General features: G+C 35.5%; 12 protein-coding genes. 6 read left to right on the top strand and 6 right to left on the bottom strand.

The annotated features are described in order from the left end of the window. Positions 1–97: 97 nt before the first annotated feature. Positions 98–724 (bottom strand): hypothetical protein, encoded by a 627-nt coding sequence (locus tag EQG68_RS08500; protein ID WP_129464385.1) that lies wholly within the window; start codon positions 722–724, stop codon positions 98–100. Positions 725–904: 180 nt separating this feature from the next. Then, complete coding sequence (gene fumC, locus EQG68_RS08495) at positions 905–2,302, bottom strand: class II fumarate hydratase (protein WP_129464384.1); 1,398 nt, start codon at positions 2,300–2,302, stop codon at positions 905–907. Between the two features lie 378 nt (positions 2,303–2,680). Here fumC and EQG68_RS08490 point away from each other — a divergent pair, with 378 nt between their 5' ends. Next, entirely contained in the window at positions 2,681–2,842 is a 162-nt protein-coding gene (locus EQG68_RS08490; protein ID WP_129464383.1) for a hypothetical protein, read from the top strand. A gap of 57 nt (positions 2,843–2,899) precedes the next feature. Here the strand turns inward: EQG68_RS08490 and EQG68_RS08485 are convergent, their stop codons facing one another. Beyond that, complete coding sequence (locus tag EQG68_RS08485; protein ID WP_129464382.1) at positions 2,900–5,401, bottom strand: outer membrane beta-barrel family protein; 2,502 nt, start codon at positions 5,399–5,401, stop codon at positions 2,900–2,902. A 90-nt stretch (positions 5,402–5,491) separates the two neighbouring features. Further along, positions 5,492–5,839, bottom strand: a complete 348-nt coding sequence (gene arsC, locus EQG68_RS08480) for an arsenate reductase (glutaredoxin) (protein WP_129464381.1) — start codon at positions 5,837–5,839, stop codon at positions 5,492–5,494. Between the two features lie 106 nt (positions 5,840–5,945). Here arsC and EQG68_RS08475 point away from each other — a divergent pair, with 106 nt between their 5' ends. After that, a complete protein-coding gene (locus tag EQG68_RS08475) occupies positions 5,946–6,878 on the top strand; it encodes a CPBP family intramembrane glutamic endopeptidase (RefSeq protein WP_129464380.1) in 933 nt (310 codons plus the stop codon). After that, positions 6,871–7,929, top strand: coding sequence for an AMP-binding protein (locus tag EQG68_RS08470; RefSeq protein WP_129464379.1), 1,059 nt, complete (start codon positions 6,871–6,873; stop codon positions 7,927–7,929). Before EQG68_RS08475 ends, EQG68_RS08470 begins: the two co-directional genes overlap by 8 nt. A gap of 58 nt (positions 7,930–7,987) precedes the next feature. On the opposite strand, the gene EQG68_RS08465 is transcribed toward EQG68_RS08470, so the two are convergent. After that, positions 7,988–9,601 carry a M1 family metallopeptidase gene (locus EQG68_RS08465; protein WP_129464378.1) on the bottom strand — a complete coding sequence of 538 codons (1,614 nt, stop codon included), beginning with the start codon at positions 9,599–9,601 and terminating at the stop codon, positions 7,988–7,990. 401 nt (positions 9,602–10,002) lie between these two features. Between EQG68_RS08465 and katG the strand changes: the two genes are divergently transcribed. The 3 genes from katG to fsa all read left to right on the top strand — a co-directional run bounded on the left by katG (position 10,003) and on the right by fsa (position 14,307). Continuing rightward, positions 10,003–12,201, top strand: coding sequence for a catalase/peroxidase HPI (gene katG / locus EQG68_RS08460; protein WP_394343610.1), 2,199 nt, complete (start codon positions 10,003–10,005; stop codon positions 12,199–12,201). A 517-nt stretch (positions 12,202–12,718) separates the two neighbouring features. Further along, complete coding sequence (locus EQG68_RS08455) at positions 12,719–13,525, top strand: SDR family oxidoreductase (RefSeq protein ID WP_129464376.1); 807 nt, start codon at positions 12,719–12,721, stop codon at positions 13,523–13,525. A 125-nt stretch (positions 13,526–13,650) separates the two neighbouring features. After that, entirely contained in the window at positions 13,651–14,307 is a 657-nt protein-coding gene (gene fsa, locus EQG68_RS08450) for a fructose-6-phosphate aldolase (protein ID WP_129464375.1), read from the top strand. Positions 14,308–14,372: 65 nt separating this feature from the next. Here the strand turns inward: fsa and EQG68_RS08445 are convergent, their stop codons facing one another. Then, positions 14,373–15,779: a TlpA family protein disulfide reductase gene (locus EQG68_RS08445; protein ID WP_129464374.1), complete on the bottom strand. Its 1,407-nt coding sequence runs from the start codon at positions 15,777–15,779 to the stop codon at positions 14,373–14,375. Positions 15,780–15,782 lie beyond the last annotated feature (3 nt).

Raw genomic sequence — 15,782 nt, 5'->3', positions numbered from 1 at the left:
GAGACCTTAATGGAATGCTACATTCAACTCAACCCATCTCTTTGCGAACCGCCGAGTACGTGACCCGTACGCTCGGTGGTGTGAGAGGCTCTTCCTGTCAGTTTCTGGCAGGGCAGTCTACTCGATTAGCACCAGTATTTTTATCTTTCAATTCCAGTTTTTTTACTTTCCATTCTCCATTTTCTTTTTCCAATTTTGAGGACACATTAAAAACTCCGTTTTCAGAAACTAAAACTAATGATAATTCAGAAGTTCCAGTTTCAGAACTCCATTTAGAGTTAACATTTCGTAAAATTCCGTAATGATTAATTTTTCCAGTTATTTTATTTATTTCAGGGTCGTTTTCACAATAGTTTTGAACTGTTTTTACAGGTTCAGACTGCCCAATCGTTATAAATCCGATAAACACTAAAATCATTGAAAAAATTAGTATTAAAGTGTAAAATTTGAGCAAATGTCTTACCATAAAGAAAATTCCATTAAATGGATTCTTTCTCATTTTCTTATATAAATTTACGTAAATTTTTAAAAACTTTGGATAGTGTCCTCTTTCTTCTTTATATGATTTTAACCAAAAATAAATTCCAAATCCAGTTAAAATAGCAGAAAAAATCATTCCATAAGTTGATATAGGAAGTATTCCTTTAGAATCTCCAATCCAAGATAAAACCCATAAAAGGAATCCAGATGTTAAAAATATTCGGAATAATGTTTTTGTATTCAAGGTTCAGTTTATATTGGTGCTAACTAGTAAATATACGCAAGTTTATACAACTTTTTTCAAATATACACATTCTTTCAACAAAGTAAAACACTTCTTTTTCAATATCAATTCGGTTTTCCTTAAGACAAAAAAAGCACCTTCGTTGGAAAGTGCTTTTAGAATTTATATCAAAAGGTGAAATTATTTTAAACTTCCCACCATGTCTTCGGGTTTTACCCAAGCCTCAAAATCTTCGGGTGAAACATACCCCAAACGAACGGCTTCGTCTTTTAAAGTTGTTCCGTTTTTATGAGCGGTTTGAGCAATTTCAGCCGCTTTGTAATAACCGATTTTAGTATTTAACGACGTGACTAACATCAATGAATTATCTACCAATTCTTTGATTCTCCCATAGTTGGGTTCAATGCCTTGGGCACAATGTTCGTCAAACGATACACACGCATCGCCAATTAAAATAGCAGATTGTAAAAAATTAGCCGCCATAACCGGTTTGAATACATTTAATTCGTAATGACCTTGTGTGCCACCCACGGTGATGGTTACGTCGTTTCCGAATACTTGAGCACATACCATCGTTAAGGCTTCACACTGTGTTGGGTTTACTTTTCCCGGCATGATGGAGGAACCCGGTTCGTTTTCTGGAATTAAAATTTCACCAATTCCGGAACGTGGACCGGAGGCCATCATTCGCACATCATTGGCAATTTTATTTAACGAAACGGCTAACATTTTCAAAGCTCCATGCGATTCTACAATGGCATCGTGAGCGGCTAGTGCTTCAAATTTATTTTCAGCGGTTATGAAAGGTAAACCGGTAAATTCTGCAATGTATTGAGCTACTTTTACGTCGTAGCCGGGAGGTGTGTTTAATCCGGTTCCAACAGCAGTGCCTCCTAAAGCGAGTTCCGACAAGTGCTCTAAAGAGTTTTTTAACGCTTTTAAACCGTGGTCTAATTGCGAAACGTATCCCGAAAATTCTTGACCTAAAGTAAGGGGAGTGGCATCCATTAAATGCGTTCGACCGATTTTTACCACATTCATGTATTGATCGGCTTTGGCTTTCAACGTATTGCGAAGTTGCGTTACACCGGGAATGGTTTTCTCTATCACCGCTTTGTAACAAGCAATGTGCATTCCGGTTGGGAAGGTATCGTTCGACGATTGTGATTTGTTTACATCGTCATTGGCTTTAACTAATTGTTCGCCTTCGCCAATGTTGAATCCACCTAATACTTGAGCACGGTTGGCAATCACTTCGTTTACATTCATGTTACTTTGCGTACCTGATCCGGTTTGCCAAATAACCAAAGGAAATTGGTCGTCTAATTTTCCGGCTAAGATTTCGTCGCAAACCGTTGCAATAGCATCTCTTTTTTCTTGGGATAGAACACCTAAATCGTGGTTGGCGTAAGCTGCGGCTTTTTTGAGGTAAGCAAACCCTTCAATAATTTCTTTTGGCATAGAAGCAGAAGGGCCAATTTTAAAATTGTTGCGGGAACGTTCGGTTTGTGCTCCCCAATATTTGTCGGCGGGTACTTTTACTTCGCCCATGGTGTCTTTTTCAATACGGTAGTTCATGGTTGTTTGTGTTTATAATTTAATTTTTTATTGAACGCAGATTTTAATCATTTGAAAAATTTTTAAAATTTAAATGTTTTTTTAAACCTTTAACTTAAAAATAGGACACGGATTGAACGGATTAGCTGACGCTAAACGCGGACTTTAACGAATTTTGACAGCTTTGCTCTAATGGGTTTACACGGATTTTTATTTATCATCTTCGTTTTTTATTTCAAAATCTTTAACCACAATCGTTGAAACCGATAACCGATAACTGATAACCGAGCTACAAATTTACTTATTAACATTTCTATTTTAAAATAATTTTGAAATTATCTTGATAAAATGATTAAGTTGATTTACATTTGTAATTGAATTCGAAAAATTCCGGAAAACATGTTTGAATTTCAACAGTACTTAGGCTTTTTACTTTTCTTAACCATTTTAACCATTGGTTTTTGGTTGATGATTTTTTTGGTTGGATTTGTTCACTATTGGTTGGGCGGTGCAATTATGGAATTAATCAAAGAGAAAAGAGCAAAAAAAGACGCTGAATAATATATTTGATAAAATATATTGATCAAAAAAGGGACGCTATTGCGTCCCTTTTTGTGTTTATGGTTTCCCCATGAACTCACCGTCATCGCCATTTTCTCTTCGTGGCATTCGTTCTTTTTCGTTTTTAGGTTTGTTGAAACGGTAGGTAATAGAAAGATTTATTTGTCTAACTCTCCATTGCCACTCACTATAGGATTCAACTTGAGCTAAATTAATTTCAGAGATTCTTTTTCGTGAGTTAAAAATGTCACTCACATTAAAAGCAATGGTAGCTTTTTCCTTGAGAATATCTTTACTTAAGGCTAAATTGGCACTTAAAACACCTAGATTTCTACCTTGAGCTGTTTTTTGAGGAGCGTTGTATGTTGCATTGGTTTGCCAATCGATTTTAAATGGCAAAGTAATTTTTGAATTGATTCGTGCAAACCAACCGGTTGCAATATTATCAAGATTAATGTTAACCGGATTGTTTTGAAAATTTATATAATTGTATTCCCCTTTGGTTTCATTTCTGAAAAAGTTAAAATTTCCGTTTAATTTCCACCATTTGTAAGGGGAATAATTTAATGTAAATTCGAAGCCAAAACGGTATTCAGTAGCTAAGTTAATCGGACCACTTAGGATGATTGGTATTCGAGTAATTTCATCTTCTTCAACAATATCATTTTCGTTAGCATCTACCCAATTATCGAAAAACTCTCCTGACTCTCTTCTGATGAATTGAAAAACATCGTCCGTTTTATTAATGTAAGCTGAAGTACTCAATGTGAATTTTTCCCAACGTTTGATGTAACCTAAATCGACAGCGTGTGTCATCGCCGGATCTAAGTCCGGATTTCCTTGAAAGATGTTAATATTACTGGAAAGGTTTGCCGTCGGATTTAAAAATCGGCCTCTTGGTCGTTGAATTCTTCTGCTGTAGCTTAATGTTACATTACTTTTATCTGAAATTTCATAAGCAAAGAAAGCACTTGGAAAGAAATTGTTATAACGTTTGTTATTGAAATTACTCTCAGAAATTAAGTTCACCCCAATGTTTGAATCTTCCCAACGTAAACCGAACAAATAAGAGAATTTATTGATTTTAGAACCAAATTGGGTATAAAAAGCATTGACATATTCTTTGTATTCAAAAACGTTGGAGAACAGGGGATCTACTTCAAACTCATTCGAATCGTCATTAAAAGTCTGAACATCAAAATCGGTTAATACTTTTGTGAAATCTCCACGGTAACCGGCTTCAAAACGCGAATTTTCTCCAATGGGTAAAACGTAATCAGTTTGAATTAAATTTCTGTTTTGACGCTGAATATTGGCTGTGGTTTGGTCAGTTTCATCAAAAATATAAGAAAGATCATTGTCTTTGTTTAAGGATGTTGAAAAATCAACGGTTAACTGATGGCCATCTTTTTTGAATTTTTTAATTAAATTAGATGAATATTCAATGTTTTCACCTTTGTTTGTTTGATCATTAAAACGTCTGCGAACGCCAATAAAATTAAAATCAGCATCGTAATCATAAAATAAAACTTCGTCCGGGTTCGATCCATCGTCTCTTCGGTACGATACGGTGTTTGTCCAACTGGTTGTTTTATCCAAAAACCATTCAGCACCAAAGCTACCATTGTAGGCTTCTCTTAAGCGATTATTGGTTCTTCTTTCGTTGATAAAATTGGTTGTATTTCCCTCTTCATCAAAATACTCTGAATCTGTTATTGAATTACCAGGACTATTTCTATCACTGTAACCCAACGTTGCAAAAACATTAAAATTTTCTGATTTAAAATTGATGTTGCCCGTTAATCCGTAGTTTCTGGGATCTCCAACTGTTCCGGTAACCACACCATTTAAACCTTGGTTTTTACCTTTCTTCAGAATAATATTTAAAATACCACCGCTACCTTCTGCATCATAACGGGCGGAGGGGTTCGTAATAACTTCTACTTTATCAATGGCATCAGCCGGAATCAATCGTAAGGCATCCGTTACATTTATCGCATTAGAGGGTCTTCCGTCAATCAAAATACGTACATTTTCATTTCCTCGTAAGCTCACATTTCCTTCTACATCCACAGAAACGGAGGGAACATTGTCCAATACATCACTCACCGTTCCGCCTTTAACCATCATGTCTTGACCAACATTATAGACTCGCTTATCTAATTTTATTTCCACGGTTGATGCTTCTGCACGCAATTCAACACCTTCCAGTTGAGTTGCATCGTCGGTTAAAGAAATGGTGCCTAAGTTTGTGTTTTCCTGTAAATTACGTCCTTTAAATTCAACAGTTTTGAATGAAATAAACTCAATTCTGATATTGTAGTTTCCGGCATTTACTTCAATGTCAAATTCTCCTTTTGGATCTGTAATACCACCGGTTACAATTTCAGGGTTACGCACACTTTGAAAAACAATAGTGGCATATTCCAACGGTTGAGAAGAAGATTTTTCAATAACTTTTCCTTTTACTTTAATTTTTTTGGCATCTGGTCTTTGTGCGAAAGAAAAAAAGGATACACTTAAAAAAAATAAAATAAACGCTGCTTTAAAATTTTTCATTCAGTTGGTTTTTGATTAAAAAGATAAGACTGCAAAACTATTGATAGGTTTAAGCTTATATTCACAAAGCTTTGTTAAATGATTTCTTAACTATTTTTTAAGAAAATCGATGATTTTTTGAGGTGGACGACCAATAACCGCTTTGTTTTCGCTGATAACAATGGGTCTTTCCATTAAAATGGGATTATTGGCTATCGCTTTGATTAATTCAGCATCAGTAAGTTCCTTTCCCTTGAATTGTTCGATCCAAATTTTTTCTTTTTGTCGAATCAAATCTAAAGGTGCGATGTTTAATTTTTTAACAAGCTCTGTCAACTGGCTTTCAGCGAGTGGGTTATCTAAATATTTTATTACTTCAAACGGATTACCGGTTTCTTCCAAGAGCGAAAGACCTTCTCTTGATTTACCGCATCTGGGGTTGTGTAAAATTTTTATCATTTACTTTTTTTACAAAGTAAGTGGTTTGAAATTCAAATTTCGTTAAAAAAAATGTAACATATTCTTTAACAAAAAAACTTATATTTGAACAACTAAATTTCCAACCATGTACATCGATCAGATTAATAATAAAAAATTCAATTTCATTCTCTATCTGCCAATACCTTTAGTCTTTTTAGGCTTAATTGTGATGAATTATTTTGCCACAGAAGATGTAAATGTGGAAGAAATGATGCAATTAATGATTGATAAACTTGGCACGAATTTGACTTTTGCCCTCATGGTAGGTCAATTGGCAGTTTGTTGTGTGATTTTGCTTTTTTGGGTCAAATTTATACATGGACAGAGTATAAGAAGCTTAACCACTTCCAGAAAAAAAGTAGATTGGAAACGAATATTTTTTTCATTTACCCTTTGGGGAACCTTTACGACGATAACAACGTTAATTTTATTTTACTTGTCGCCGGAAAGTTTTGAAATCAATTATGATCCGATTAAATTTTTTCCCTTTCTAATTATTGCACTTTTGTTAATTCCGTTGCAAACCAGTTTTGAAGAATATTTCTTTCGAGGTTATTTATTGCAAGGAATTGGTGTGGTAACGAAAAGCAGGTTAATTCCTTTAATAATTACCTCCATAACGTTTGGAGTAATGCACATTGCCAACCCGGAAGTGGGTAAACTAGGACCGATTATCATGGTGTATTACATTGGCACCGGTTTCTTTTTAGGGATAGTTACATTGATGGATGAAGGATTAGAATTAGCACTTGGTTTTCATGCGGCCAACAACTTAATCGGAGCTCTTTTAGTAACAGCGGATTGGACCGCTTTTCAAACCCATTCCATTCTGAAAGATGTTTCTGAACCTTCTGCCGACTATGATGTTTTGTTTCCGGTTTTGGTCATTTTTCCAATTCTTTTGTTTATATTTGGTAAGAAGTATAAATGGACCAATTGGAAGGATAAGCTCACTGGGAAAGTCCATGAATACAAACCTGAAAATGAAGTTATTAATACTATAGGAAACCATGATTGATACTGAAATTACCTATCACAATGTACACAACAAATTCAAATTAAACGGTTTTCATTTGAACCGAGAGGAACTTTGCATGTTTGCCTATAGTTTTATCAAAGAAGGGGAAGATTTTGAAAAACCCGTTGGCGATTTTTTATTGGATTGGTTTGATGAAAAAAGCTATATCGAAATGAATACTTCCGGTTCAACCGGTAAGCCGAAATTGATTAAGGTTGATAAACAAGCCATGGTTCGGTCGGCTTTGGCAACGGGAGATTTTTTTGATTTAAAGCCGGGCGATAAGGTACTACATTGTTTACCGGCCAATTATGTTGCCGGAAAAATGATGTTGATTCGCGGATTTATTTTAGGATTGGAAATTGATTTTGTTGCTCCCAGTTCTCATCCGTTAGCAAAAATTGACTATGATTATGATTTTGCTGCTTTAGTTCCGATGCAGGCTCAATATTCGTTAGATCAATTGAAACACGTACGGAAAATAATCATTGGCGGTGCAAAAATCACCAAACCTTTAGAAGATAAATTACTGAAAATAAAATCGGAAATTTATGAAACGTATGGAATGACCGAAACAATCACGCACATCGCTGCCCGAAAAATGGGCGAGGAGTCCTTTACGGTTTTTCCTAATGTGATGTTGTCGTTAGATGATAAAAATTGCTTGTTGATTAAGGCTCCTTCTGTTTCTCCTGATATTATTGAAACAAATGACATTGTGGAAATGGTCTCCGAAAATCAATTCATATGGTTAGGCAGATATGATAACGTGGTCAACAGTGGTGGTATCAAGTTAATTCCTGAACAAATTGAAGAAAAACTCGCCACCCGAATCCCGAGACGCTACTTTGTGGCCGGTAAACCTGACCCTGTTTTAGGCGAACGATTGGTTTTGATTGTGGAAGGAGAGCCTATGACCATTGAAGATGCTGTTTTTGAAGTGTTAGACAAATATGAAAAACCCAAAGAAATTCACTTTGTGAAACATTTTGAAGAAACACCAACGGGAAAAATTGTTCGGAAAGAGACGTTGGGGAAGTTTATGAGTTAATCCTTTTACTGAAAAATAGTTAAACCTGACAGGTTTTAAAAGCTTGTCAGGTTTATTTTTATCTTTTCACTGTGATCAACATTTTATCTAATGACAATTGAATTTCTTCCATTGTATTTGCTTGTGGAATTGTCACCCATTCATTGCTAACAGTTATTTTTGTATTTTTTCCATCAAAAAAATACTCTATTGGCATTTCAAAGTTGGTTACATCGGTGTTCCATCTTGCTTCAAGGGATTTATTCTTGATTCTAAACTCCAGTTCCGGTAAATTTTTATAATTCAAATATTGGTCAAAAATCGGAGCCAAATTCATTCCCGATTCTTTAGTGAAGAAGTCCACCACATCTTTGGTTTCTATGATTTGATGCCGATAGGTTTCTGCATAGTTGCGAATTAATTTCCACCATTTTTCATCATTGTCCAACATATGTCGAATGGTATTCAAAACCAATGCTCCCTTATAATACATATCCGAATTTCCGGTTTTGAAATTTACTCCAAACTGACCTATGATTGGTTTTCTGTTGCCTACCATCATTTTCTGTCCATTGATATAATCCATCGCTTTTTCATAACCAAATTGACATTCTACAAATACTGATTCTGAATAAGTAGTAAAACTCTCGTGAATCCACATATCGGCAATGTCTTTTGAGGTGATGCTGTTACCAAACCATTCGTGTCCGGTTTCATGTATGGTGATATAGTCAAACAGCATTCCGATTCCGGTACCGGTCATATCATTACCCAAATAACCTTTCATGTATTTATTCCCATAGGCTACAGCACTTTGGTGTTCCATACCTAAATAAGGGGTTTCCACCAATTTGAATCCGTCTTCGATGAATGGATAAGCTCCAAATTTCTCTTGAAAACAATTCATCATTGGTTTTACTTCCTCAAAATGTTGTCTTGCTTTTTCTTCGTTTTCTCGCAAAACATAATAGTCTAAATCCAATCCGTTTACTTCATCGTGAATGTGCACATAATCGGCAATGTTAATCACTATATTATAATTGTTAATCGGACTTTTCACTTCCCAGTCCCAACGAGTGTAACCGTTTGTTAATTCTTCCTTTCCTAAAAAGCGACCATTGGAAACATTCATTAAACCATTGGGAACAGCTACTTTAATCGAAGCTCCTCGATCCGGTTCATCCGTTTGATGGTCTTTCACCGGATACCACAAACTGGCACCGGTACCTTGTACGGCAACGCCAATAAAGTCATTCCCATTGCTGTCTTTTTTCCATACAAAACCGCCATCCCATGGTGCACGCTTTGCAACTAAAGGATTTCCGGAATAGTAAAAACGTATTTTATGTTCAGAATTTAAAGGTAAATCTGAAGGGAAATCGATAAAAACGGCATCCAATTCACGTTGGTAAGTTAGTTTTTTATCCTCGTGAAGGATACTGTCAACCATCATATTTTCAAATAAATCCAATTGAATTGAAGAGGTTTTTTCAAGTAAATTAAACGTAATATCATTGTAACCTGCTACTGTTCGGTTTTGTGGATTTATCGTAATGTTCAAATCATATCGTTGTACATCAAAAGCAGTACGTTCCGGCCGTAGACTACCTTGTAACGAATCTCTTCGGGTAAAATCCTGTGCCGTTAGGGAAAAAGAAAGAAAGAAAATGCAAATGATAACTAATGGTTTCATGATTTAAATGTATTGCGTTTACAATATTAATTCAATTCGCTTAATCATCTATCATTTTATGATTTTTTTGATATATTATTTATTAGTATTGACACTTTTCTATCCATAGGAATGTTAAAAGAAAAGAAGGGGTTTATATTTCAATATAGATAAAATCTATTCATTTTTGTTTTTGAATAGAAATCATTGTATTACTTTAGTGCCACATTTAATTCGAAAATTAATATCATTTATAACGTTATTTTATTGCTAATTAAGGATAATATCCTTTAGTACTAGTTTGAAATTTCGTAAATTTATAGTCAAAATGATTCTTAGGTTAAAAACAAATTAATAAACAACAAATTGATATTATTATGAACAATTCAACTGAAGGAAAATGTCCTCATCATCATCAAGCGATGGGAAATGAAGCTACACCATCACCAACAGCATCAGGAAAATGCCCGGTGATGCATGGAGCTAATTCAAATGCTAACCAATCGGTAATGGAATGGTGGCCTAAATCATTAAACTTGGACATTCTACATCAACATGACAAAAAAACCAATCCACTTGGGGAAGATTTTAATTATGCAGAAGAATTTAAAAAATTGGATTTAGAAGCCGTAAAACAAGATTTAAAAAACCTGATGACGGACAGTCAATCTTGGTGGCCAGCCGATTGGGGTCATTATGGTGGATTAATGATTCGCTTGGCTTGGCACGCTGCGGGAACCTATCGTGTAGCTGATGGTAGAGGAGGAGCGAACACCGGTAACCAACGATTTGCACCCTTAAACAGTTGGCCGGATAATGGTAACTTAGACAAAGCTCGCCGTTTGTTATGGCCAATCAAGAAGAAATATGGAAATAAAATTTCATGGGCCGACTTAATGATTCTAGCCGGTAACATGGCGTATGAATCGATGGGCTTCAAAACATTCGGATTTGCAGGAGGTAGAGAAGACATTTGGCATCCGGAAAAAGATATTTACTGGGGTTCAGAAAAAGAATGGTTAGCACCAAGCGGAAGTGAAGGAAGTCGTTATTCAGGCGAAAGAGACTTAGAAAATCCGTTAGCGGCTGTAATGATGGGGTTGATTTATGTGAATCCTGAAGGAGTAGACGGTAACCCTGACCCATTAAAAACAGCTCGTGACATGAGAGTGACTTTCGAGCGAATGGCAATGAACGATGAAGAAACGGTTGCCTTAACTGCCGGAGGTCACACAGTAGGAAAAGCTCATGGAAACGGTGATGCTTCTTTGCTGGGTGAAAGTCCGGAAGGTGGAGATATTAAAGACCAAGGTTTTGGTTGGATGAATCCAAAAGGTAACGGTAACGGTGGTGATACGGTTACTTCAGGAATTGAAGGAGCGTGGACAACTCACCCAACAGTATTTGATGATGGCTATTTTGACTTATTATTTAAATACGATTGGCAATTGACTAAAAGTCCGGCGGGTGCCTGGCAGTATGAACCGGTAAACATTGCCGAAGAAGATAGGCCAATCGATGCTCACAATCCATCTGTTCGCAGAAATCCAATGATGACGGATGCGGATATGGCCTTAAAAATCGATCCGGAATACCGCAAAATTTCTGAACGTTTTCAACAAGATCCGGCGTATTTTCGCGATGTGTTTGCCAGAGCTTGGTTCAAATTAACCCACAGAGATTTAGGGCCAAAATCACGCTACCTTGGAGCAGATGTTCCATCAGAAGATTTAATTTGGCAAGATCCGGTACCAACGGTGGACTATACTTTATCAACTTCAGAGATTGAAGAATTAAAAGCTAAATTATTGAACTCCGGTTTAACCAGAACAGATTTAATTAATACCGCTTGGGATAGTGCGAGAACGTTCCGCGGGTCTGACTTTAGAGGTGGTGCTAACGGTGCTCGTATTCGTTTAGCTCCTCAAAAAGATTGGGTGGGTAATGAACCGGGTCGTTTACAAAAAGTAATTAACAAATTAACGGAAATCCAAGCCGGTTTAGCGAAGAAAGTAAGCTTAGCAGATTTAATTGTTTTAGGTGGTTCTGCTGCTATTGAACAAGCAGCCAAAGACGGTGGTTTTAACATTGATGTTCCATTTACACCCGGTCGTGGTGATGCATCCCAAGAAATGACTGATGCAAATTCATTCGCTGATTTAGAGCCATTACACGATGCCTTCCGTAACTTCTTGAAAAAAGATTACATCGTTGCTCCGGAAGAAATGATGTTAGACAAAGCTCAATTGTTAGGTTTAACCGCACCGGAAATGACCGTGCTTTTAGGAGGTATGCGAGTATTAGGAACCAACTATGCCGGAACCAAACACGGTGTGTTCACCAACAACGAAGGCGTTCTTTCGAATGATTTCTTTGTGAACTTGACGGATATGAATTACAGTTGGAAACCGGTTGGCGAAAACTTATACAACATCGTTGACCGCAAAACAGGAGCGACTAAATGGACGGCTACCCGTGTGGACTTAGTATTCGGTTCGAATTCTATTTTAAGAGCGTATGCGGAAGTATATGCCCAAGATGACAACAAAGAAAAATTCGCTCGCGACTTTGTAAACGCTTGGGTTAAAATCATGAACGCTGATCGTTTTGATGTGAAATAATTCCACTAACAATAATTTACCCTTAAAAGCAACTCGGAAACGGGTTGCTTTTTTTAATTTTCGTTATTGTTTAATAATTTGATTACTAGGATAAAAACATTTATTATTTGAGCGTTTCTTTACATCTTCTTTAAAAGAAAATAGATTTAATATGCCTTTTTCAAATGATTTCTTTTCTAAAGTAATTAACTCATCAAGCCGATTAAATTGCATTGATATTCAAAGTTTGATTTTATTTCCGTCTTTATCATAGAACAGCCAAGATTCTGTATCATATCCAAAATTGATTTCAACGTTATTTCCACAATTTGTATTTTTTAGTTTTTTTCCAATTTTATAAGTTCCTTTTGACTTCAGTTTACCACTTTCATGATAATAAACCCATTCGCCAATTTTGTAACTATAATAGGATTTATTTAATAACCTGTTTAGTAATTTTAGGACGGGTCAGAAGTTATTCAAATATGTTTAAAAAGCAACCTTAAACATTTTCTATATCTTTGTTTTTTATTCACTCATGTCAAAAGTCATTCTCATCACCGGCGGTTCCTCCGGAATTGGTAAATCCATCGGCACTTTTTTACATCAAAAAGGTTATGTCGTTTACGGAACAAGTAGAAATCCAAATCAAGTAAGAGAATCTGTTTTTCCCTTATTGCAATTGGATGTTCGTGATGTTGATAGTATCAAAACTGCCGTTTCCGAATTGATTAAAAAAGAAGGAAAATTGGATGTGGTCATCAATAATGCCGGCGTTGGCATCACGGGTCCGTTGGAAGAAATTCCCACCCAAGAAATCAAAAACAATTTTGAAATCAATTTCTTTGGTCCGATTGAAGTCATTAAAGCCGTTTTACCGCAAATGAGAAGCCAACAATCCGGTTTAATCATTAATATTACCTCGATTGCAGGGTATATGGGTTTGCCATATCGAAGCGTTTATTCCGCTTCAAAAGGGGCATTAGAAATCATCACCGAAGCCATTCGTATGGAAGTCAAACCGTTCGGCATTCAATTAACCAATGTAGCACCGGGTGATTTTGCAACCAATATTGCTTCGGGTCGTTATCATGCTCCGTTGAAGGAGGATTCTGCTTATAAAACCCCTTACGGAAATACCTTAAAAATGATGGATGAACACGTGGATTCCGGCAGTAACCCGGATGAAATGGCATTTGCTATTCATAAAATCATTGAAACCGCTCATCCGAATGTACATTATAAAGTAGGCAGTTTTCTCCAACGTTTTTCCATTGTTTTAAAACGTATCTTACCTGATAAAATGTATGAGAAGATGTTGATGAATCACTATAAGTTGAAGTAATTAGTAATTAGTGAATAGTAATTAGTGGCATTCGATTCTATTGACTTTTCAATTTGTTATTGACATTGACATTGAAATTGACATTGTTTTCCTAATTTTGCACTCAAATTAAACACAACTCACATATGAAATTTTTTATTGACACCGCCAATCTTGAACAAATCAAAGAAGCTCAAGCATTAGGCGTTTTAGATGGCGTAACGACCAATCCGTCTTTGATGGCCAAAGAAGGCATCAGCGGAAAAAATAATGTATTGAAACATTATGTAGACATTTGTAATATTGTGGATGGCGATGTAAGTGCCGAAGTTATTGCAACCGACTACGAAGGAATGATAAGAGAAGGCGAGGAATTGTCGGAATTACACGAGCAAATTGTGGTAAAATTACCGATGACAAAAGAAGGGGTAAAAGCTTGTAAATATTTTTCAGACAGAGGAATAAAAACAAACGTAACCTTAGTTTTTTCTGCCGGACAAGCATTGTTAGCGGCAAAAGCGGGAGCTACTTATGTTTCGCCTTTTATTGGTAGATTAGATGATGTTTCTACGGATGGTTTGGCGTTGATTGAAGAAATTCGAGATATTTATGATAACTATGGTTATCAAACAGAAATTTTAGCTGCTTCTGTGCGTCACACGATGCACATTGTAAACTGTGCTAAAATTGGTGCCGATGTGATGACAGGACCTTTATCAGCGATCTTAGGTTTGTTAAAACATCCGTTAACGGATATCGGGTTGGCTCAGTTTTTGGCCGATCATGCGAAAGCAAATCAATAGTTTTTCAACATAAAAAAATCCCGTCATTTAGAAAAAGTGACGGGATTTTTTATTTATACTATTTTTTATTTCAGTTGGTCATTAAATTTCACATCAAACAAGTTAACAAAACCATTGTGGATTTTTCCGGTTTCGTCCAGAATGATAGAGCGGTGTAATTTGGTAATAACCCATTTGTCTTTTAATTCTTCAAAGTCTGCAGCTCTGAATTCATTGATAATTCCAAATCGATGATTCTCCAATACTTTTTTCCATTTAGTCTGATCTTCATCAATATTAATCGCAACAAATTGATAATCAGGATTTTTTTTGTGGAAATCAAGAGCTTTTCTGTGAACAGCTGTGAGGTGTGAGTCTGCATTTTCCGTCCAAAAGAAAATAACCGTTTTTCGGTTTAAAATGGATTGACTGCTGATTTTATTTCCATTCAAATCAATTAAAGCAACATCCGGTAATTCATTTCCTAATTTAAGGTTTTGAATGGAGTTACCTATTTTATTGATTTCGTTTTGTTTGCTTTTGTCTGTCGACAACTCATTATAACGTTTTAAAAATGTTTGGTTATTAATGATGTTTTGGTCTTCTAATAAATAAGAAAAAGCAATATTATCTAATATTTTATTCTTTATTTTTTCATTTTTAAAGAGCGTGTCGGCAATGTTAAGTTTGTGAATGTGTTGTTCTAAATCTTCCTCTTCAACATTCACCGAATTGATTTGACTAAACGAAACATTTCCCAAAAAGTGGGTTAGGTATCGAACAAATGGAGAATAATTTACCAATAATTTGTTGTTAAAATCAACATCTTTTCGATGGTCATAATAATTGGAGGGCAATTGATTGTTTACATTTTCACCCGTTCTCATTTTGTGAGCCATCGGATAAATTTCTTTTTTAGAAAAATGATGAAGATTCAACATGGTTTTGGCATACAAATCAAAATCATCACTCCATTTTATTTTTGACTTTTTCGAATTATAAAATTTCTTTTTACTTTCATAAGACGAGTCACAGTTTGAAATAAATTTTTCAACACCAAAATCAAAAACGTCAAACATTTTGTTTTTGTCGTCTTCGTTTTTGAGGTAAAGCTCCATCAAAAAGTTATTTTTTTCATCGCCTCGACCGCAATAAACTATTGATTCATCAAATTCCACAGGATTGATGCGTACCATCAAACTGTCATTTTTATCAAAATAGACATATTGATATTCCGGTTCATATTTAAAAGTATACATGCCGGGTGCCAAGGAATCAAATTTTTTGATAAAACGATTATTTTTATCCAAAAAAATGGTATCAACAACCTCATCGTCTTTAAGAAATAAGACAAAGTTGTCTTTCGGGTTAATTACTTCACCACCAAAATATGCCGTATAGTTGTCGTTGCCAAATTCTTTTTGGCAACCTGAAACTACATACAGTAGTGCAATAAGTAATGGGAAAGGTATTTTTTTTGAATAGGCAATCATTTT

Origin of the sequence: Flavobacterium piscinae (assembly GCF_004122145.1) — a bacterium.
GTDB classification, from domain to species: domain Bacteria; phylum Bacteroidota; class Bacteroidia; order Flavobacteriales; family Flavobacteriaceae; genus Flavobacterium; species Flavobacterium piscinae.
The sequence above is the reverse complement of the archived record's forward strand: the minus strand, read 5'-3'. Positions and strand labels throughout refer to the sequence as shown.

What these genes read in the sequence shown, in the direction of transcription:
- fumC (WP_129464384.1), bottom strand. Translation starts at nt 2,302, where the DNA reads ATGAACTACCGTATTGAAAAAGACACCATGGGCGAAGTAAAAGTACCC.
- EQG68_RS08490 (WP_129464383.1), top strand. Translation starts at nt 2,681, where the DNA reads ATGTTTGAATTTCAACAGTACTTAGGCTTTTTACTTTTCTTAACCATT.
- EQG68_RS08485 (WP_129464382.1), bottom strand. Translation starts at nt 5,401, where the DNA reads ATGAAAAATTTTAAAGCAGCGTTTATTTTATTTTTTTTAAGTGTATCC.
- arsC (WP_129464381.1), bottom strand. Translation starts at nt 5,839, where the DNA reads ATGATAAAAATTTTACACAACCCCAGATGCGGTAAATCAAGAGAAGGT.
- EQG68_RS08475 (WP_129464380.1), top strand. Translation starts at nt 5,946, where the DNA reads ATGTACATCGATCAGATTAATAATAAAAAATTCAATTTCATTCTCTAT.
- EQG68_RS08470 (WP_129464379.1), top strand. Translation starts at nt 6,871, where the DNA reads ATGATTGATACTGAAATTACCTATCACAATGTACACAACAAATTCAAA.
- EQG68_RS08465 (WP_129464378.1), bottom strand. Translation starts at nt 9,601, where the DNA reads ATGAAACCATTAGTTATCATTTGCATTTTCTTTCTTTCTTTTTCCCTA.
- katG (WP_394343610.1), top strand. Translation starts at nt 10,003, where the DNA reads ATGGGAAATGAAGCTACACCATCACCAACAGCATCAGGAAAATGCCCG.
- EQG68_RS08455 (WP_129464376.1), top strand. Translation starts at nt 12,719, where the DNA reads ATGTCAAAAGTCATTCTCATCACCGGCGGTTCCTCCGGAATTGGTAAA.
- fsa (WP_129464375.1), top strand. Translation starts at nt 13,651, where the DNA reads ATGAAATTTTTTATTGACACCGCCAATCTTGAACAAATCAAAGAAGCT.
- EQG68_RS08445 (WP_129464374.1), bottom strand. Translation starts at nt 15,779, where the DNA reads ATGATTGCCTATTCAAAAAAAATACCTTTCCCATTACTTATTGCACTA.